At 58.1% G+C, this 18,901-nt stretch carries 23 protein-coding genes; 9 read left to right on the top strand and 14 right to left on the bottom strand.

Features of this window, described 5'->3' with window-relative positions; genetic code table 11:
* Nucleotide 1: 1 nt before the first annotated feature.
* Nucleotides 2–478 (bottom strand): GNAT family N-acetyltransferase, encoded by a 477-nt coding sequence (locus tag GS620_RS08900; protein WP_171615363.1) that lies wholly within the window; start codon nucleotides 476–478, stop codon nucleotides 2–4.
* Nucleotides 479–790, bottom strand: a complete 312-nt coding sequence (locus GS620_RS08895) for an ETC complex I subunit (RefSeq protein ID WP_152459136.1) — start codon at nucleotides 788–790, stop codon at nucleotides 479–481.
* Nucleotides 791–947: 157 nt separating this feature from the next.
* On the opposite strand from GS620_RS08895, the gene GS620_RS08890 reads away from it, so the two are divergent.
* Nucleotides 948–1,139 carry a hypothetical protein gene (locus tag GS620_RS08890; protein WP_171615361.1) on the top strand — a complete coding sequence of 64 codons (192 nt, stop codon included), beginning with the start codon at nucleotides 948–950 and terminating at the stop codon, nucleotides 1,137–1,139.
* A gap of 80 nt (nucleotides 1,140–1,219) precedes the next feature.
* The gene (gene uvrB / locus GS620_RS08885; protein WP_305849891.1) at nucleotides 1,220–3,406 is read left to right on the top strand and encodes an excinuclease ABC subunit UvrB; all 2,187 of its coding nucleotides are present in this window, start codon (nucleotides 1,220–1,222) and stop codon (nucleotides 3,404–3,406) included.
* 3 nt (nucleotides 3,407–3,409) lie between these two features.
* On the opposite strand, the gene GS620_RS08880 is transcribed toward uvrB, so the two are convergent.
* The gene (locus GS620_RS08880) at nucleotides 3,410–3,763 is read right to left on the bottom strand and encodes a hypothetical protein (protein WP_171615359.1); all 354 of its coding nucleotides are present in this window, start codon (nucleotides 3,761–3,763) and stop codon (nucleotides 3,410–3,412) included.
* Between the two features lie 90 nt (nucleotides 3,764–3,853).
* Entirely contained in the window at nucleotides 3,854–4,207 is a 354-nt protein-coding gene (locus tag GS620_RS22270) for a DUF3800 domain-containing protein (protein ID WP_171615357.1), read from the bottom strand.
* Between the two features lie 194 nt (nucleotides 4,208–4,401).
* Between GS620_RS22270 and GS620_RS08870 the strand changes: the two genes are divergently transcribed.
* Nucleotides 4,402–5,109, top strand: a complete 708-nt coding sequence (locus GS620_RS08870; RefSeq protein WP_171615355.1) for an ORF6N domain-containing protein — start codon at nucleotides 4,402–4,404, stop codon at nucleotides 5,107–5,109.
* 43 nt (nucleotides 5,110–5,152) lie between these two features.
* A complete protein-coding gene (locus GS620_RS08865) occupies nucleotides 5,153–5,581 on the top strand; it encodes an excinuclease ABC subunit B (protein WP_171119008.1) in 429 nt (142 codons plus the stop codon).
* A gap of 5 nt (nucleotides 5,582–5,586) precedes the next feature.
* Here the strand turns inward: GS620_RS08865 and GS620_RS08860 are convergent, their stop codons facing one another.
* Nucleotides 5,587–5,829 carry a zf-TFIIB domain-containing protein gene (locus GS620_RS08860; RefSeq protein ID WP_170347365.1) on the bottom strand — a complete coding sequence of 81 codons (243 nt, stop codon included), beginning with the start codon at nucleotides 5,827–5,829 and terminating at the stop codon, nucleotides 5,587–5,589.
* Nucleotides 5,830–5,986: 157 nt separating this feature from the next.
* Complete coding sequence (locus tag GS620_RS08855; protein WP_253283855.1) at nucleotides 5,987–6,439, bottom strand: excalibur calcium-binding domain-containing protein; 453 nt, start codon at nucleotides 6,437–6,439, stop codon at nucleotides 5,987–5,989.
* A gap of 113 nt (nucleotides 6,440–6,552) precedes the next feature.
* Between GS620_RS08855 and GS620_RS08850 the strand changes: the two genes are divergently transcribed.
* The gene (locus GS620_RS08850; RefSeq protein WP_171615353.1) at nucleotides 6,553–7,035 is read left to right on the top strand and encodes a pyridoxamine 5-phosphate oxidase; all 483 of its coding nucleotides are present in this window, start codon (nucleotides 6,553–6,555) and stop codon (nucleotides 7,033–7,035) included.
* Nucleotides 7,036–7,038: 3 nt separating this feature from the next.
* Here GS620_RS08850 and GS620_RS08845 read toward each other — a convergent pair whose 3' ends face one another.
* The 5 genes from GS620_RS08845 to GS620_RS08825 form a co-directional block, all read right to left on the bottom strand.
* Nucleotides 7,039–7,446 (bottom strand): universal stress protein, encoded by a 408-nt coding sequence (locus tag GS620_RS08845; protein ID WP_152459144.1) that lies wholly within the window; start codon nucleotides 7,444–7,446, stop codon nucleotides 7,039–7,041.
* A gap of 65 nt (nucleotides 7,447–7,511) precedes the next feature.
* A complete protein-coding gene (locus GS620_RS08840; RefSeq protein WP_152459145.1) occupies nucleotides 7,512–7,838 on the bottom strand; it encodes an antibiotic biosynthesis monooxygenase in 327 nt (108 codons plus the stop codon).
* Nucleotides 7,839–7,981: 143 nt separating this feature from the next.
* Nucleotides 7,982–10,270: a glycosyl hydrolase family 28-related protein gene (locus GS620_RS08835; protein WP_171615351.1), complete on the bottom strand. Its 2,289-nt coding sequence runs from the start codon at nucleotides 10,268–10,270 to the stop codon at nucleotides 7,982–7,984.
* A gap of 138 nt (nucleotides 10,271–10,408) precedes the next feature.
* A complete protein-coding gene (locus tag GS620_RS08830; RefSeq protein ID WP_171119016.1) occupies nucleotides 10,409–10,810 on the bottom strand; it encodes a DUF4864 domain-containing protein in 402 nt (133 codons plus the stop codon).
* Nucleotides 10,811–10,859: 49 nt separating this feature from the next.
* Nucleotides 10,860–12,434, bottom strand: coding sequence for a lysine--tRNA ligase (locus tag GS620_RS08825; RefSeq protein WP_171206848.1), 1,575 nt, complete (start codon nucleotides 12,432–12,434; stop codon nucleotides 10,860–10,862).
* Between the two features lie 364 nt (nucleotides 12,435–12,798).
* Here GS620_RS08825 and GS620_RS08820 point away from each other — a divergent pair, with 364 nt between their 5' ends.
* The 3 genes from GS620_RS08820 to GS620_RS08810 all read left to right on the top strand — a co-directional run bounded on the left by GS620_RS08820 (nucleotide 12,799) and on the right by GS620_RS08810 (nucleotide 14,406).
* Nucleotides 12,799–13,524, top strand: a complete 726-nt coding sequence (locus tag GS620_RS08820; RefSeq protein ID WP_171206834.1) for a bifunctional 2-polyprenyl-6-hydroxyphenol methylase/3-demethylubiquinol 3-O-methyltransferase UbiG — start codon at nucleotides 12,799–12,801, stop codon at nucleotides 13,522–13,524.
* Nucleotides 13,521–13,895, top strand: coding sequence for an EamA family transporter (locus GS620_RS08815; protein ID WP_216597870.1), 375 nt, complete (start codon nucleotides 13,521–13,523; stop codon nucleotides 13,893–13,895). The genes GS620_RS08820 and GS620_RS08815 overlap by 4 nt, the downstream gene beginning before the upstream one ends.
* Nucleotides 13,896–13,983: 88 nt before the next feature.
* Nucleotides 13,984–14,406, top strand: a complete 423-nt coding sequence (locus GS620_RS08810; protein WP_152459150.1) for a tellurite resistance TerB family protein — start codon at nucleotides 13,984–13,986, stop codon at nucleotides 14,404–14,406.
* A gap of 19 nt (nucleotides 14,407–14,425) precedes the next feature.
* Here the strand turns inward: GS620_RS08810 and dacB are convergent, their stop codons facing one another.
* The 3 genes from dacB to GS620_RS08795 form a co-directional block, all read right to left on the bottom strand.
* Nucleotides 14,426–15,904: a D-alanyl-D-alanine carboxypeptidase/D-alanyl-D-alanine-endopeptidase gene (gene dacB, locus GS620_RS08805; protein WP_171615349.1), complete on the bottom strand. Its 1,479-nt coding sequence runs from the start codon at nucleotides 15,902–15,904 to the stop codon at nucleotides 14,426–14,428.
* 66 nt (nucleotides 15,905–15,970) lie between these two features.
* A complete protein-coding gene (locus GS620_RS08800) occupies nucleotides 15,971–16,591 on the bottom strand; it encodes a nicotinate-nucleotide adenylyltransferase (protein WP_171615722.1) in 621 nt (206 codons plus the stop codon).
* A gap of 32 nt (nucleotides 16,592–16,623) precedes the next feature.
* Nucleotides 16,624–17,094: an MOSC domain-containing protein gene (locus GS620_RS08795; protein ID WP_171615347.1), complete on the bottom strand. Its 471-nt coding sequence runs from the start codon at nucleotides 17,092–17,094 to the stop codon at nucleotides 16,624–16,626.
* A 136-nt stretch (nucleotides 17,095–17,230) separates the two neighbouring features.
* Between GS620_RS08795 and ettA the strand changes: the two genes are divergently transcribed.
* Nucleotides 17,231–18,898 (top strand): energy-dependent translational throttle protein EttA, encoded by a 1,668-nt coding sequence (gene ettA / locus GS620_RS08790; protein ID WP_171615345.1) that lies wholly within the window; start codon nucleotides 17,231–17,233, stop codon nucleotides 18,896–18,898.
* The last annotated feature ends 3 nt before the right edge of the window (nucleotides 18,899–18,901 follow it).

Below are 18,901 nucleotides of genomic sequence, written 5' to 3'. Positions count from 1 at the left end.
TTTACGAGCGGGGTTCAAGAGCCAAGCGCATGAATGCGCTGTTCGGATCGTCACTGTACCCAAAGATCGGTCCGCAATAGGAATAACCCAACGCTTCGTAAAGCTTGCGGGCGGCATCATACTCTGGAAGATGCTCTGCCCCGGTTTCCAAAACCAAAGCTTTTACGCCTTCTGCGCGCGCCAGATCGGCCAGATGAGTCATCATGACACGCGCAAGTCCGCGCCCCCGTGCCTGTGCGAGGATATGCACCGACTTCACCTCGGCCGTGCCATCGGGCAACAGCTTCAAGGCGCCGCAGCCCAACGCCTGCTGATCGTCGTAAATCGCACAGAATCGAATGCCCGGTCCGGCCAGTGATTCTGCGCTCATCGTATGGTTGCTTTCCGCAGGACCGGCCGATTCGCTGTGGGCGAAATGAGCTTCCACAATCGGACGCAACACGTCCGAGGTGGGGTCGTCCTCGCGAATTTCGATCATTCAGTGTGTCCAGGGGCCACGGCGGTCAGTGGCGAAGTTTTCTCCGTAACCACGCGCGCGCAGGTTGGGTTTGCGCTTGTGCGGCTCGCTGACCTGCGCATCGATGCCATTGTCCCTGGCATAATCCATCGCCTCTTTCTTGGTGTCGAATTTCAGGCGTATCTGGGTTTGCGTGTCATTGGATGATGTCCAGCCCATCAGCGGATCAACCTCACGTGCCGAAGCGGGGGCGTATTCCAGAACCCATTTGCGGGTCTTGGCCATCCCTGAAGTCATCGCATTCCTTGCAGGCTGGTAAATCCGTGCGCGCATGTCGCCTCTCCGTACTCACTTGGCTGGACCTGTTTATGCGTCAGAGCGCAGCCCGGGACAAGACAACAATTGTCGCGGATTGTCGAAGCAAGCCAATGACAGAAACTGTCATCAGGGCCGACTATGATCTTCGATAAATCAGCCGAAGGATAAGCAGATGATCCATCGTGAATGCAGTCTGGGCGTCGACGCGAACCCCGGGAACAACCGGGCGATGCCCTCGACCGAAGCCCATACCGTAATCGCCGGCAAACCGATGATGACGAAGGCTCTCATCGGCGAGCTTGGCGCGTTGGCCGGCAAGGTTGGTTCGGATCACAATCCGGATGCGTATCTGCCCAGTGTCTAAACTTGGGGATTTGTACCGGATCAGCCCTTGCAGTTGGACAAAATAAGAACAAATGTAAGGGCCTGATCCGGAGCCTGCCCATGCCATACGCCCATTCCGACAAGACCCAAATGACAACCGAAGATGTTCGGGCCCGCCTGAAACTGGAAGGCGGCAAACGGTTTGTCATGCATACGGAGTTCGCCCCCGCAGGAGACCAGCCAACCGCGATCAAGGAACTTGCAGGCGGCATTCTGGATGGAGAGCGCGATCAGGTTCTGTTGGGGGCGACCGGTACGGGCAAAACCTTCACCATGGCCAAGGTGATCGAGGAAACCCAGCGCCCGGCCATCATCCTCGCCCCCAACAAGACATTGGCGGCGCAGCTATATGGTGAGTTCAAAGGCTTCTTCCCGGAAAACGCGGTCGAATATTTCGTTTCCTACTACGACTACTACCAGCCAGAGGCCTATGTCGCGCGATCAGACACGTATATCGAGAAGGAATCGCAGATCAACGAACAGATCGACCGGATGCGCCACTCGGCCACGCGGGCGCTGCTGGAACGAGACGACGTGATCATCGTGGCCTCGGTCTCGTGCATCTATGGCATCGGCTCGGTCGAGACCTACGGGGCGATGACGCAGGATCTGAAGGTCGGGCACGAATACGACCAGCGGCAGGTGATGGCCGATCTGGTGGCCCAGCAATACCGCCGCAACGATCAAGCCTTCCAGCGCGGCAGCTTCCGGGTGCGGGGCGACAGCCTTGAAATCTGGCCCGCCCACCTTGAGGATCGCGCCTGGAAATTCTCGTTCTTCGGTGAGGAACTGGAAAGCATCACCGAATTCGATCCGCTGACCGGCGAGCGCGCCGCGACAATGGAACAGGTGCGCGTCTATGCGAACTCGCACTATGTCACGCCGAAACCGACGATGCAGCAGGCCATCATCGGCATCAAAAAGGAACTGCGCCAGCGGCTGGATCAACTGGTGGGCGAGGGCAAGCTGCTCGAGGCGCAGCGGCTGGAACAGCGCACCAATTTCGATCTGGAGATGCTCGAGGCCACCGGCGTCTGCAACGGGATCGAGAACTACTCGCGCTATTTGACCGGCCGCGCGCCGGGCGAGCCGCCCCCGACCCTGTTCGAATTCATCCCCGACAATGCCATCGTATTCGCCGATGAATCCCACGTCAGCGTTCCGCAGATCGGCGGCATGTATCGGGGCGACTATCGCCGCAAGTTCACGCTGGCCGAACACGGATTCCGCCTGCCGTCCTGCATGGACAACCGACCCCTCAAGTTCGAGGAATGGGACGCCATGCGCCCGCAATCCGTCTTTGTCTCGGCCACTCCGGCGAAGTGGGAGATCGAACAGACCGGCGGCGTCTTCACCGAACAGGTGATCCGCCCAACGGGCCTTTTGGACCCCGAGGTCGAAATCCGCCCCGTCGAGATGCAGGTCGACGACCTGCTGGACGAGGTGCGCAAGGTCGCGGCCAATGGCTTCCGCACGCTGGTCACCACGCTGACCAAACGCATGGCCGAGGACCTGACCGAATACCTGCACGAACAGGGCATCAAGGTCCGCTACATGCATTCCGACATCGACACGCTGGAACGGATCGAGATCCTGCGCGACCTGCGGCTGGGCGCATTCGACGTGCTGGTCGGCATCAACCTGCTGCGCGAAGGGTTGGACATCCCCGAATGCGGGCTGGTCGCCATTCTGGATGCGGATAAAGAGGGCTTCCTGCGCTCGGAAACCTCGCTGATCCAGACCATCGGCCGCGCCGCGCGGAACGCCGAAGGCCGCGTGATCATGTATGCCGACAAGATCACCGGCAGCATGGAGCGCGCGCTGGAGGAAACCAACCGCCGCCGCGCCAAGCAGATTGCCTATAACGAGGAACACGGCATCACCCCCGAGACGGTGAAGAAGAATGTCGAGGACGTTCTGGCCGGTCTCTACGAAGGCGACGTCGACATGAACCGCGTCACCGCCACCATCGACAAACCGATGCACGGCGCGAACCTCGAGGCCCATCTGGACGGGCTGCGCGAGAAGATGCGCAAGGCGGCTGAGAACCTGGAATTCGAAGAGGCCGCCAACATCCGCGATGAGATCAAACGCCTGGAAGCGGTCGATCTGGCCGTCGCCGACGACCCCATGGCGCGCCAATGGGCGGTCGAGAAAGCCTCGGAAGACGCGGTGAAATCGCGCGGGCGTTCAACGGCTGGGAGGCCGGGGCAGCGGGGTGGGAATGTGAAGCGTAAGCGGCGGTGAGTCTTACTTGCGCATCGGCGCTGCTTTTATCGAACGAAAAAGACCCTCTATGTCTGAGTCGAGGTTTAATTGCTCAAGCGTATGTATTGTCTTTAAGCCGTTCCCCAGAATCGTCCCCGCTTCATCAGCACCAAACCTCTTGCTGAGTTCAACAAAGTATCTTGGTTCTGGGATGCTAAAGTTCTTAGGTGTCTTGTTTGCACATTGGTAAACCGCGTAGGCGGCCAAGTCAGCATACTTCAGGAGAGGTTCTTCTTCTTTTGATCTCGTTGTTATCGCAAAGGGATTAAACACTCGAAGATACTTAGCATCCGAGTGCATTGGATTGTCTTTTATCTTGCCAATGTAGCGTCTCATTGCGTCGTAATCGTGGTTTCGAGTCTCGAAAATCACTGTTGGCGGCTCGTTTCCAAAACCGCGATTGAGAAGGTATTTCCCGACTCGCTCCTATAAGTAGACGGCACACTTGTTGTAGAACTTTTGCGGGTCTTTTTGAATTCGGTTTGAATACGCACCCAACGTCGCTTTGTTAGAAACTACCGCAAAGTACCGTAAGTTGACTTCGACGCTTCTGCGCGACCAATAAACCGTTTGGCTATGCGAGAGATCAGTTGCGTGTCGCCATTTCTTTCCCAGATCAGAATTCACCGAATCCAGTACACGCCTTGCGTCAATTGCAACCGCTCTGGGCATGACAGCAGCAGCAAGCACAAAGTATGGGGAAGATCCGCCCTGCTTTCCATCGCGAATTTTGGCTATTCCGGACTCGCCGCTTTCATCGATGTAAATAAAGCAACTCAATGAGATAACTCTGAAAAAAGAAGGTTTGGCTATTGAATAGTGAGCCTAGTGAGCCGTGTGTAAGTCGACAAGTATGTATCCAGGGATAAGTTGGCAATCGAACTAAGCCTGCCCCCACCCTTCACTCCACCCTTGCCACCCACCTCCCCCTCCGCCACGTTTGAAATCACAAATTGTGATTCCAAAAGGGCGCCATGACAAACGCCAAAAACCTGCCCTCCACGCATGAGGTCCAAAGCGCCATTCACCGGGTGCGCGGCACCCGCGTGGTGCTGGCCGAGGATCTGGCGCGGTTCTACGGAAAATCCGTCAGCGCCTTCAATCAGGCCGCCTCGCGCAACAAGGACCTGTTCGAAGGCTACCGCTTTCAGCTGACCGATGCCGAGGTGGCCGATTTGATATCACGGAATGTGATTTCAAAGCCCAAGGGCCGCGGCGGGCGGCGGGTCAACCCGTGGGTCTATACCGATTACGGCGTGGCCATCGCCTCGACCCTGTTCAAGGACCCGCGCGCGATCAGGATCACCCGCATGATCACCGAGGCCTTCGTCGACGGCGCCAACGCCCTGGCTGAAACCCCGCGCAGCGCGCCCGAGATCCTGCCGCCCGAAGGCACCCCCGCCCCGCTGCTGCCCAATGGCGATCAGTTGCGGGCGCTGGCCGAAAACATCCTCGATTCCGGGCAGCAGAGCCTCGTCGATTATATCGCCAACCCCACCACCAAGCGCCAACAGGCCGTGGCCGTGATCATGAAGACGCTGGCGGAAACCGCCGGCGAAGAGGTGCGCACCCAACAGGAACGTCTACGCCTGAGCATCGCTGAACGGTTGGCCGCGGGCGATTATGCCGATGATGATGACCGCAAGGGGTTGCTGGACCTGCTGAATGCGATGAAAGGCTGACGCAGCCCTTGCCCCGGACCTTTCGGCCGCTAGACTCCGGGACATGCGCGTTGTCTTGTTATCACTGATCCTCGGCACACCCGCCGCCGCGTGGGAAGCAACGGTGGGCCAGATCTGCACCCTGTCACACATGACGGACACGGCAGAGATATTCCTGACCTATGACCCGGCAAAACCGCTCTATACCCTGTCCGTTACCCGCAAGACCGAAGATTGGACCAATACCCCATGGTTCGCGATGCGGTTCGAGGGGCCGAACCCCATCGAAATCGCCACTCCGCATCATGTCCTGTCCGACGGTGCATCATCGCTGACAGTCACCGATACCGGATTTGGAAACGTGCTGGACGGACTGGAATACAACCTGACCGCCTATGCGTTTACGCAGGACAGGGTGACCGAATTTCCCTTGGACGGTGCCGCGCCCCAGGTTCGCATTTTCCGCGAATGTGCCGGGGCCCAGCTGTCCTGACCGGGTCAGAAATCGAACAGATCTTCCAGAAAGCCGCCACGTTTCTTTTTCTTGCGATAGCCGTGATCTGCCCGGTCATCATAGCCGGATTGTGGCGGAGGCGGTGGAGCATAAGCTGTCGACCGCTCAATGATCTTGTCCAGTTCGCCCCGATCCAACCAGACACCTCGGCATTGCGGACAGTAGTCGATTTCAACCCCGTTTCGGTCCGTGATGACCAGTTGAGTTCCGTCAATCGGGCATTGCATCATACGATCTCCCATTTTGCTATCAGTATGAGATGGGGTTGATCCGCTGCATTGCCATCCCTCTGTGACATGACGCCCGTTCGCTTGGGTCAAGCGGGATGACACAGGCAACTGGCCCCGGCCCAAGCAGATTTTCTGGACTTCGCGATTACAACCGTCAGGGGCGCACGAACTTGGCCGTTCCAAGAGACCGCTGTTGCGGTTCGGGACTGTTGTGAACTTGCGGCGCAGTTGCCCGCGACGGGCTGGCAGCGCCACAGGCGACCCCGTCGCCATCCGGGTCATTGCGCTTGTGATAACCCGCCTGCCCCTCGTAAAACGGCCCCACCCCCAACGACTGCGTTGCATCACAACCTGCCAATGCGATCAGGTGGATCACCGCCTCTTCCCGCTCAAATTCGGACAGGCGCAGAAAAACACCCGTGGCGATCAGCACGGTGGTCAGCGGCAACAACAGAACCATGACCAGTATGCGTAGCGGAGACAGCGCGTGCCTGCGCGTCGCCTCTGCGCGCCGGTGTCGTCTGGACGGCCGTGGCTTCGGATCAGGCGTATCCTGCGAGGGTTTCTTGAACAGCATCGTCTGATCTGTAACGTCGATTTGTGGCAAAGCCGAGGCAATCCGATATCGCTGAGGTAAAACAAATGGCACAATCCACTTCAGACACTTAAGGTGGCAGGGAACCTGTCATCTGCCCGATTTTTTGCTGCCGAACCGATATCGTGACCCAATCCGATCCTTATCACACGCCTGACGCAGCGGCGCGCTTGCAAGCACAGGACCTTCTCTTTCAGGCCAAATTTGCCGCACTGGCCTTTCTGCGCCCTGACACCGGGTTGCCGTCTGTCTCACGGATCGCGTTGGCCACGGATGAAGCAGGTTGCCCTGTCTCGCTGATTTCAACCCTTGCGGAACATACGCGCGCCCTGAGCACTTGCCCCAACTGCGCCCTTCTGATCGGAGAGCCCGCAGACAAGGGCGACCCGCTGACTCATCCGCGCTTGACATTGCACGTGATCGCTCAGCCAGTTCACCGGGACTTGGCAGGCTATGGTGACTTGCGCGACCGGTACTTGGCGCGACGGCCCAAAGCGAAACTCTATATCGATTTCGCCGATTTCGGACTGGTCCGGTTCGCCATTCAGGACGGTCTTTTGAACGCCGGATTTGGCAAGGCCTATCGCCTTACCGCACAGGATTTCTAGCCATCAGCGGACCACATGCACGGCACATCCCGCATGACGAACGACATGAGACGCGGTAGAGCCCAGAAGCAGGTCCTGCATCCCCGGCCGGTGGGACGCAATTATGATCAGATCGGGCTTGTTCGCCTCGGCCCAATCCAGAATGGTCCGGCCGGAATGTCCCTCGATCACCAAACCCTTGGCATTCGGCAGCTGCGATGCCAGTTCATCCAGTTCTGTCTGAATCGCCTTACGCGCCTCTGTCAGATATTCGGACGGCATATACGAGATTGCATAGTTTGGAATATGCTCGACCACATGCAACAATGTCACCTGCGCGTCTGGCGTGGCCAGAATCTGGGCCAGCTTCAAAGGCCCGGATGTATCTCTTTCAGCATCGAACGAGATGGGGACCAGAATGTTGTGATACATGATGTGAGCCTCCATTTTTGCAGGCTAACTTTGAAACAGATATGAATTGCAGGCTTTGATTCAGGTCAGGAACTGCCGAATGTCTCAGCGACGTCATACATGACCGGCTCAAAGCTTTTGCAGAGTTCGTTGATCTTGCGATTGCGATCGCGCATTTCCGGCGTGCGCAGCATGGCAAGGAAATCTTCGCGGCGCTCCCATTGCGAATAGTTTGCTATTCGGGTTTGTGCGTCATTGACGTGCAGCCCGGCGGAAACGAAACCTGGCTGCTTCGAAATGAACTCGGCATAGGCATCCGTCAGAGCTTCCAGAAGGTCCTGGCAGGTGCCAGGCGTCATTTCAAAGGTCGTGATAACTGTTTGAACACTGGCGTTTTTGGCGATTTTCAGCATCGGGATTCTCCACTTTCTGTCCCAAGCCTAACACATGAAAATGAAACGTAGCCTATTTCCTGCCGACCGTGCAAACCGGGTCAGTCATTTACGGTCAGATCAGAGTGAAATGGCCACCCTTTTCGGGGTGGCCAGACAGCCTTTTAACGTTCCATGCGCATCAGAACCGAGGCCGTACCTTTCACATGCTCTGGCCAACGCAACAGAAAAATGTCGCCTGTCGCCCCCTGTTCGACCTCAACATGAGGCGCACTGAAGACATGGTTGTTGAACACCCCTGAAAGCACACCGATCGTCGCAATCCCATCGCAGCCTCGTGCCTTGCCGTCGAAAGGCAACTGCCCGTTTGCCGAAACAGGCCAAAGATTGGACACCGAGTGCTGCGTATAGCGAACCCTCAACGGGTTTGCGGATTTCCTGGTTACGCCATGATACGTATTGTTCTGGAAAGTCACGTTCGTGTGCCTGTCTTTGTTCAAGTCGGCGAAGGTTGTATCTACACGTTCCGCTCGAAAGATCCCACCGCTCGTGGCACGAAACTTGTTGCCGGTCACGACCAGGCCATTGAGAAAATGCCCGGGCCCATAGGGGCGAATGACGATGAAACTAAACCAGGACGGGGCCTGACTAGAATAAAAGATGTTGTCCGTGATGCTCATCGCACTGAACGAAAAACCACTCGTGTATGTCGGCGACGGGTCGCGTTCATTCGTCCATTCGATGAAACAGTTGTCGACATAATTCTCGGCGATAGTGGAACTGTTGTAGGTGCCGATCATGATCAAACCGGCCGTACGCACACCTTGCGGGATGCTATCGCCCTGAAAGACATGGTTGCCCAGAATCATGTTGTTGTCACCGCCCAGAACAGCGAAATGCCTGAAACGCACGGCTCGGTTGTGGCGCAGCTTCACATCGTTTGAATTGGTATTCAACGCAATGGAATACCGGTCCGTAACGACAAGGGCTTCTTCTGCTGACAGGAACTGGCAATTGTCGATCAGCATGCCCTTGCACCCCGTTCCGGTCGACGTGATCCCCCGGTCTTTCGGGCGGCTGACAAAACAGTCGTTTAACGAAAATGTACTGCCGGCGGCCGCCAAACGAATTCCGCTGCATCGGCTGTTGCATTGAAATTCGATCTGCTCCATGCCGAATTTTCGAAGCGTGCTGAAGCCGCTGAAATCCAGCAGGTACTTGAATGAATAGAACGAAAAGGACTGGGTCCCCGACGCCCCCACAAGAGGCGCGCTCAGTGTGATCTCACCCGCACCGACGTTCTTTGACCGTACATAGATTTCACGCCCGACTCCGCTGCCGGCAACGTAGGACCCGACGGGAATGTTGGCGACATTCGCGACATTGGTCAGACGCGTTTTGTCCGACGGATCATAGGTCGCAGTCGAGGTGAACGTTTCCGTATCCCAAGCCGAACTGCTTTTGACGTCAAACTGACCATTCCGGATCACGCGACGGGTTGAAAAACCACTCTGCTTGTTGGGAACCGCTGCGGCCATGTCGATCGGCGCGGTGACGGAAATCTTGCGACCACCCAAATCCAGCGAGTCATGATCCGAATTGTTCAGAAGGGCCTGAAACGCTTTTTTGAACGCCAGTTCTTCGTCTCCGAAAGCCGAAATGTAAGCCGGCAGATGGAAATCCTTTGTCAGCAACAGCATCTTGTCATCCGGCATGGTAACTGTGCCTTCAAAGTCCATTTCGGAGGTCATACTGGTGTTTTCGGCCAGGTGATAAGTCCCTTGCGGAACGTAAACCCGACGGCCACCCGCCGCCTGATCGGCCGCTTCAAATGCAGCTGAATCATCCGTCACACCGTCGCCGATGGCCCCATAGTCGCGCACATCCACAACACTGATCATCTCACGCAGGAAGACACCGGTGACATCCGTGATCTCCAGGTCGTCGACACGCACCAGCGCCCCATTCGCGCCCTCAATATCCAGACCGAAATGGCCATACAGGGCGGCCAGCCCCCAAGGCATGTCCACGCCGGGGCGTTTGCCGGTTCCGACAATCGCCGTTACTTCGTGCACGCTTCCATAGCCCGACAACTGTGTTGCGGGCCCCTGCTCCACGACACCTGCCACATGCGTGTCCCCTGCGCCCCCGGCCCAGGCCGCTATGCGCACCGACGGCAAAGGGCCGCTGATCGCCTTGACCCGCGCTTTGATCTGCAAATAGCAACCGGGCAAAATCGGCGTCTGGCCCATATACCGAAGCTGTTGGGTGGTTTGGACTTTCAGGATCTCCAGACAGCCACCAAAATCGGCATCCGCAGGCACGAAAACCCCCGTACCGGATCCGCCATATGTGGGCGAGCCAGGCGTTCCGTCCCCCGCAGACCAAACGGTCAGGCCATTCGCGAATTGAGGCGGCATGAAGACGATGCCGTCAGTGATTGCCTTGTTCATTGAAAACCCTTTCTAAATCGCGCCGCACCAATCTGGCGACGCGTCCAAACCCCGTGTCCAGGTCCGCCCCGAACGCGTCAGTCTGAATACCGAAAGAGAGTTAACCACGGCTCATATCACCGTAACGGTGGTGTTGCCTCAGGCCGCAGGGTCAGCGTTGCCCAACAATTGGACGCCGTTGATTTTCCAACCGTCCTCCAGAGGGATCATCTGATAGTCCAGTATGTGCACACGCCCGTTTGCGTCGGCGATCATCACCTTCTGCCACAGGGCTCCTGCAATTTCACGCAACTCCAGAAAACGTATGTCGGAAGGACGCCAGACCATCGGATACCCATTGCGTACCATTGCTCCGAAATTGTCGGGGTTCTGAAAAAGGCGCTGGATACTGGGGCTGGCAAAGGTGAAGGCCGTGGCAAAATCATCCGCCTTGAAGGCCTGTATCTGCGCGGAAATGTTTGCTTCGATCTCTGCGTTTTGCGCAAATGCGCCCGACCCCAGCCCAACACTCAGGGATACAGCAAGTAAAAATCGACGCATGGGGCCACCTCCTGCAAAAAAGAGTAGCCCCATACGGGATCAGGTCAAATCAGACCAACTCTCCGGCCAGCGCCTTGTCGATCAGGGCAATTGTTTCAGGCACACCGTACAGCGCGATAAAGCCGCCAAAACGCGGGCCCTGCGATGCACCCAGAAGCACTTCGTACAACGCCGTGAACCAACCGCGCATGGGGTCGAACCGCTCCCGCCCGATGGAATAGACCACTGATTGCAGCGCCTCGTCCTCGGTCGGGCCATCATAAGCCTCAAGCGCGGCTTTCAGCGCTTCCAGCGCCTCGCGCTCCTGATCCGTGGGTGCGCGATGTTTGCGCGTTGGTTTGACGAAATCGTTGAAGTAGCGAACCGCGAAGCCCGCAGCCTGATCCAGATCGGGATGGCTTTCAGCCGTTGCTTCCGGCGCATAGCGGCGAATAAAGCCCCACAGCGTCTCCTTGTCTTCCGCGCCCGAGACCGACGCCAGGTTCAGCAACATCGCAAACGGTACGATCAGGGTCGATTCGGGAACGTCGCCACCATGAATGTGCCAGACCGGATTATTCAGCTGAGCTTTCAGGTCCTGCCCCGGATAGGCGCGCAACTGTTGATGATATTCATCATAAGCCTTCGGGATCACGTCGAAATGCATCCGCTTGGCCGTCTTGGGCTTTTGATACATGAAATACGCCAGGCTTTCGGTTGGCGCGTAGGTCAGCCATTCGTCGATCGACACGCCGTTGCCGGACGATTTCGAGATCTTCTGGCCATTCTCATCCAGGAACAGTTCATAAGAAAAATGCTCGGGCGCACGGCCGCCCAATGCACGGCAGATCGCGTCATAGATCTTTTCGTTGGTAGCATGTTCCTTGCCGTACATCTCGAAATCGACGCCCAGCGCTGCCCAGCGCGCCCCGAAATCAGGCTTCCATTGCAATTTCACGTTGCCGCCAGTGACGGGCACGGTCCATTCCTTGCCGTCCTCGTCATCGAATGTGACGGTATAGGTCTCTGCACACACTTTCTTCATCGGCACATACAGAACCCGCCCGGTTTCCGGATGGATCGGCAGGAAAATCGAATAGGTCTGTTGGCGCTCTTCCCGAAGGCTTTTGAGCATGATGGCCATGATGTCGTCATAGCGCTCGACCGCGCGCTTAAGGATCTCGTCGAACTGGCCTGAACGATAGAAATCGCGTGCCGAATAGAACTCATAGTCGAATCCGAAGGTATCAAGGAACCGGCGCAACATCGCGTTGTTGTGCTCACCAAAGCTGGGGTATTCGCCAAATGGATCGGGAACCGAAGTCAACGGGCGCTGCAAATGTTCTTCAAGCGCCTCCGGGTTGGGCACGTTGCTGGGCACTTTGCGCATCCCGTCCAGATCGTCCGAAAAACAGATCAACTTGGTCGGTATGTCCGAAAGCGCCTCGAACGCGCGCTTGACCATCGTGGTCCGCGCGACCTCGCCGAATGTTCCGATATGCGGCAAGCCAGACGGGCCGTAACCGGTTTCGAACAGCACATACCCCTTTTCCGGAGCGCCCTTCTGATAGCGTTTGAGCAACCGGCGCGCCTCTTCAAAAGGCCAGGCCTTGGACGACATAGCGGTTTCACGCAGTTCAGACATTTCAATGTGCTCCATCGGGGAAAGTGTCGCGGTCACCCCATGCAACCGGACCGGCCCCTCCTATTGTGCCAGTGCAGCATGAGTCAATAAAGCAGTGGCGCAATTCGCGACACACTGCGCCAAAAAACAGTCGCCCTCGGGCAGGTAGGGAAACGTTCCTTGGCCCGCAAACACTCTGCCCGGGATATCTGCGCTGCATTTTCACCGGCCAGCCTTGCTCAGGCCACATTGTTGGGCCGATTGTTCACCCGAAACAAAAAAGACACGGGCGCGGGCGCAAACTTGACCCGGTTGTTTCGCACGTTCACCGGGCAGTGTTAGACAAAGGCGACACGGGGGCGTTCCCCGGACCAGAGGAAACGGGATGCGACGCGAAACCACCAACCGTATACGCTTTGTACTCGAAGATATCGTACCGCCTATCCTGCGTGACAGCGCCGCGTTTCATTGGCTAGCATGCAGGGTTTGGGGTGACCATATCACGCGCCTTGCCGAATTCCGTGAACGCGCAACCTATCTGACGGATGACGAATACGAAAAACTCTACCGCGATCATCCGCGCGTACATCAGGGCACCGACAATTCCGAAGCCTGCATCAAGCGGATTGCCAAGGATATCGTCGGGCAAAGCATCTGCGATATCGGCTGCGGCACCGGAGTTCTTTTGCAACGCATAAAGGCCGCCCGGCCCGACATCACGCAACTGACAGGGGTGGATTTCGTCGTCGATGATGCGGCTGCCATCGACAATATCGACTATGTTGCAGCTCGGATCGAAGAACTGCCGTTTGAAGACAACAGCTTTGACACCGTAATCTGTACCCACGTGATCGAGCATCTTCTGGATTACCGGCAAGCGATCGCTGAACTGCGTCGTGTCGCGCGAAAACGCGTCATTATCGTCGTTCCGCGTGAACGCGAAAGCAGGTACACTTTCAATCCGCATTTCAACTTTTTCCCCTACACCCACAGCTTTCTGCGCGCGGTGTATCCCAGCCCGGACATCCATGTCTGCGAAGACCTGGGGCGCGACATCTACTATTGCGAAGACCGCCCCGAGGAAAAACCGGAACCGGAGCACCAAGGATGACTCCGCCCGCCCCAACGACACTGGTCTGGGCTGGTTTGCTGTTCACACCAGTTATGATCTCGGCCGGGCAAATTCTGTTCAAACTGGCGGGAAACCGGATTGATGGGCGCGAAGCCACCGGATTGGCGGGCCTCATCCAGACGCTGTTCGATCCTTTCCTTCTGACAGCCTTTGCCATCTATGGCTCGGCTACGGTGCTGTGGGTGTATGTCCTGCGGTATCTGACTCTGTCCCAGGCCTACCCCTTCATGGCCCTCAGCTTCGTTCTTGTGCCACTGGCCTCGCACGTCTTCTTCGGCGAAACACTTGGGCTGCGCTACTGGCTGGGGGCCGCGCTTTTGATTTCCGGAATGATGGTCATGAATACCTGATCGCGCGGGATGGATGAAACAAGGTGTTGAACCTGACCCGCTGCGCTCATATCGTGCGTCCTCGAACGACCCCAATCAGGACCATCCCATGACCGAGCAAGTGCCCCACCCGATGTCCCCGCAAGATTGCCTTGTGGCGATCATGGTTGCAGTCTCGGCCTCTGATGAAAACATCCGAACCGCCGAGCTGGTCAAGATCGAGGTCGCCGTGAACATGCTGCCGGTCTTTGCCGGGTACGACATCGATCGGACCCGTCGTGTATCACAGATTGTTTTTGACCTGTTCGAACAGGAAGACGGTTTGGATGCGCTGTTTGGCCTGATCCGTGAAAACCTGCCCGAGCGTCTGAACGAAACGGCCTATGCGCTGGCTTGCGATGTTGCAGCCGCCGACGGTTCGCTGGCCGAAACGGAACTGCGCCTGCTAGAAGAAATCCGGTACGAACTGAATATCGACCGTCTGCATGCCGCCGCAATCGAACGCGGGGCACGCGCGCGCCACACAGTCTGATCTTGGCAATCTGCGAGTTTTAGCTTCCGTAGAGCGAACCCCAACGTTCCAGCAAGGCCCGTTGCAGTTTCCGCGACCTGCGGTTCCAGCTGCGTGCGCCTTCAGGCCGTTCGCGTTGTGCGCGAGGAATCTTGGCGCGGTGGGCCACGTCCGCCGTAAAAATGGCAAAGGCCAGATCGACCCCGTCCGCCGTTGTCAGGAAACCGCCCAACCCGGATACGAAGTTCAATGTGCCTGTCTTGGCATCGACCTTGATCGGGTGGTTCTTTACCGGCCGCCCATTTCGATCCGTCAAGGCAAAAGGCTTCATCAATGGGCGCAATACGCCCATTTTCCGGGCCGCGACAAGGGCCGCAACCAGATCCGCCGGCACCATACGCGAGGCATCGCCAAGACCGGAATGATCGACCATCGCGATCCCGTTCACGCCAAAGCTCTGAGACGCCCAACGGTTCATCTCGGCCGCCGACTCCGCCAGGTTGCGCGGGTCAACGCCCCGCGCTTTGGTTGCGGCCAGCCCAACCATCTCGGCCGTCAGGTTCGTCGAGTATTTCAGCATCCCCTGCAAAATACTGTTCAATGGATCGCTGCGATGCACCACAAGGTCGACGCCTTTTGGCGCCTCTCGTGTCACTTGCACCCGATTCAAAACGATTCCATTGGATCGGGCCAAAGTGCGAAACACATCACCTGCGTACAATGCGGGTTTGCGCACAGGCAGCCAGCGCGCCCCGCCATTGCCCAGCGCGCCCTTGGCCACGGTCCAGCGGTCCTGCCGCGCACTTGGCTGATAGGTATAGATAGGCAAGCTGCGGTTCTCGACCCGCATGGCTGCCACATCCACTGCCGGCACATATCGTGCGCTGCGTGCATCCATGGTCACATCGTAACCCTTACCGGCACGCTTCCACTCGAAATGGACCCGATTGAAATTCAACGATATCCCGCTTACCGCCGGGCTGTACCCCACATGATCCGGCTGACCGGGATCAATGCTGAACACGAAGGGCAGCGCCCCGTCATAGACCTTGAAGGCTCCTCGAACTTCGGTGATTCCGGCCTCGCGCAGGTTGGCCGCCATCGTGGCCAGCGCATCCGTATCCAACAGCGGGTCACCCCCGCCTGCCAGTATCAGATCGCCACGCAGAATCCCGTTTTCAATTAGCCCATCTGCGATCAAACGGGTTTCGAACCGGTGGTCGGGCCCCAGAACGTCCAGCGCGTAAAGCGCGGTCATCGCCTTGCCGACACTGGCCGGGGGCAAGCCCGCACCTTCACCAAATACCTCCAGCGGCTTTCCGGTCGCCACATCCGCGACGGCGAAAACAACTTCGCCCGTCAACCCTGCGGCTGCAACCAAACGCTCGGCACCACTCAACAGCGCCGCACGCGCGCGCGGCCTGAGCGAGACCAGCGGCGCCTGCGCCAGACCAGCTGCCGGGATCAGAGACGCCCCCAATCCTCCCAGAAACACACGACGTGAAAAACGACCAGCCATAGTTGGAATAAAATCCCACAGATCAAATGCGCGCAACCACTCGCTGCGATTATGCGCCGGGCAAGGCTATTCCGGCAACACTTCCGCGCGCCATTCGCCGCGCGTCCGAATTTCCGTGGAACTGACATCAACCATCGGCACATTCACGAAACACCAGGCCGGAGCTTGCGCCCGCCCCAAAAGATGCCGCGCCTGCCCGTCGATCCTGTACTTGGCATAGACCCGCGCCGCCCTGGACATCCGGGCAGATATCCGGTCGCCGGGCCGTGCGACCACACCGACAGGGACACTGTCCATGATCCCTCGCCAATCTTTCCAGCGGTGAAATTGCGCCAGATTGTCCGCCCCCATCAGCCAGACAAATCGCACCTGTGGATACAATCGCTGCAACGCTGTCAGAGTATCCGCAGTCGCGCGTGTACCTGTCAGCGCCTCGATGTCCGTCACCTCGACACGCGGATGCTGCATCACATTCCGCGCTGCCGCCATTCGCCTGTCCATGGGCGCGGGCCCGCGTTCCTTCAACGGATTGCCCGGCGATACCAGCCACCAAACCCGATCCAGCCCGAACGACTTCATCGCCTCAAGCGTGACGTGCACATGGCCCTGATGCGGTGGATCAAACGACCCGCCGAACAGACCGACGACCTGTCCAGGTCGCGCATAGGGTATGCCGTACCGCTCCATACCCTGCTGATGTTCAGAACTGCGAGGCGTTGTCAATCAACAGGTTGCACCACATCACCCAGCTGAACCCGCCCGGGTCGCACGACTTCGGCGCACCATCCTCCGTGCCCACGCACGGAGGAATAGCCACCCTTGCCCAGCGCTTCTTCCATCCGGCTGCACGGCGCACAAATCACGGTGAGGCGCAAAATTGCCTCGCCCACCTGCACCTCGCGCCCTTTGAGCGCCGTCAGATTGATCCCCGAAACCACAAGGTTGCGCCGCGGGATTTCAGGCGCAACCGGCCCCTGCCCCAGATATGACCCAATCGCCGCCGGATGCTCCTGCTGGATCAAAGTCACCGCCCGCTTGCCAACGCAGGCGCGGTCACTGATCAGACCGGCCTCGGTAATCACGGATTCCTCGAGTGACACCATCTCGGCCCGGCGCTCTGGTCGCGCTCCGATCCAAGTCACGCAACCGGGCTGCGCCCAACCCGCAATCAATTCGGCCAGTTCCGACATAACTCCCCCATTTACAACGCACCCACACTATGCCGCCCAACCCAAAGACGAAATTCACAATACCACCAGCTTGCCCCGCCCGTCCCGCTCGGATATCCAGCGTTTCAACCAAATTTCCCGACCCAGAGGACGCGACATGGCCGCCTATCAATATGTCTACCACATGCAGGGTGTCTCCAAGACCTATCCCGGTGGCAAGAAGTGCTTTGAAAACATCCACCTCAGCTTTCTGCCCGGCGTGAAAATCGGTGTCGTCGGCGTCAACGGCGCCGGTAAATCGACGCTGATGAAGATCATGGCCGGTCTAGACACCGACTTCACCGGCGAGGCATGGGCCGCCGAGGGCGCCAAGGTCGGCTATCTGCCGCAGGAACCGCAACTGGATGAATCCCTGACCGTCCGCGAAAACGTCATGCTGGGCGTAGCCGGGAAAAAGGCCAAGGTCGACCGGTTCAACGAGATCGCGATGGAGATCGCCGAGAACTACTCGGACGAGCTGATGGAGGAAATGACCACCCTTCAGGACGCGATCGACGCGGAAAACCTGTGGGATCTGGACAGCCAGATCGATGTCTCGATGGAGGCGCTGCGCTGCCCGCCGGACGACGCCGACATCGCCAACCTCTCGGGCGGTGAAAAACGCCGCGTGGCGCTGTGCAAGCTGCTGCTGGAAGCGCCCGACATGCTGCTCCTGGACGAACCGACCAACCACCTGGACGCGGAAACCATCGCCTGGCTGCAACAGCACTTGATCGACTACAAAGGCACCATCCTGATCGTCACCCACGACCGTTATTTCCTGGATGACATCACCGGCTGGATTCTCGAGTTGGACCGCGGTCGTGGCATTCCGTACGAAGGCAACTACTCTTCGTGGCTGGAACAAAAGGCCAAGCGGCTTGAGCAAGAAGCCCGCGAGGACAAATCCAAGCAGAAGACGCTACAGCGCGAACTGGAATGGATGCGTCAGGGTCAAAAGGCGCGTCAGGCCAAATCCAAGGCCCGTATCAACGCCTACAACGAGTTGGCGGAACAGTCCGAGCGTGAAAAGCTGACCCGCGCCCAGATCGTCATCCCCAACGGCCCGCGCCTTGGCAGCAAGGTGATCGAGGTCAGCGGGCTGGCCAAGCACATGGGCGACAAGCAACTGATCGAAAATCTCTCGTTCAGCCTGCCGCCCGGTGGCATCGTCGGCGTGATCGGACCCAACGGCGCCGGTAAATCGACCCTGTTCAAAATGCTCACCGGCCATGAAAAGCCCGATGCCGGCACCATCGAATACGGCGACACGGTGCAGCTGTCCTATGTCGATCAGTCGCGCGACGACCTCAACGACAACGACACCGTGTGGGAGGCGATCACCGGCGGCGTCGAGATCATTCAACTGGGCGACGCGCAGGTCAATTCCCGCGCTTATTGCTCGTCCTTCAACTTCAAGGGCGGCGACCAGCAGAAAAAGGTCTCTCTGCTGTCAGGGGGTGAGCGTAACCGCGTCCACATGGCCCGCCTGCTGAAAGAGGGCGGCAACGTCCTGCTGCTCGACGAACCGACCAACGATCTGGACGTCGAAACCCTGCGCGCGCTGGAAGATGCCCTTGTCGATTTCGCCGGCTGCGCCGTGGTGATCTCGCACGACCGTTTCTTCCTCGACCGGATCTGTACGCATATTCTGGCCTTTGAAGGTGATGCCCATGTGGAATGGTTCGAGGGCAACTTCGAGGACTACGAAGAGGACAAAAAGCGCCGTTTGGGACCGGATGCGCTGGAGCCCAAGCGGTTGAAGCACAAAAAGTTTGCGCGGTAGACG

The organism is Ruegeria sp. HKCCD6428 (assembly GCF_013110595.1).
Classification (GTDB): domain Bacteria; phylum Pseudomonadota; class Alphaproteobacteria; order Rhodobacterales; family Rhodobacteraceae; genus Ruegeria.
The sequence above is the reverse complement of the archived record's forward strand: the minus strand, read 5'-3'. Positions and strand labels throughout refer to the sequence as shown.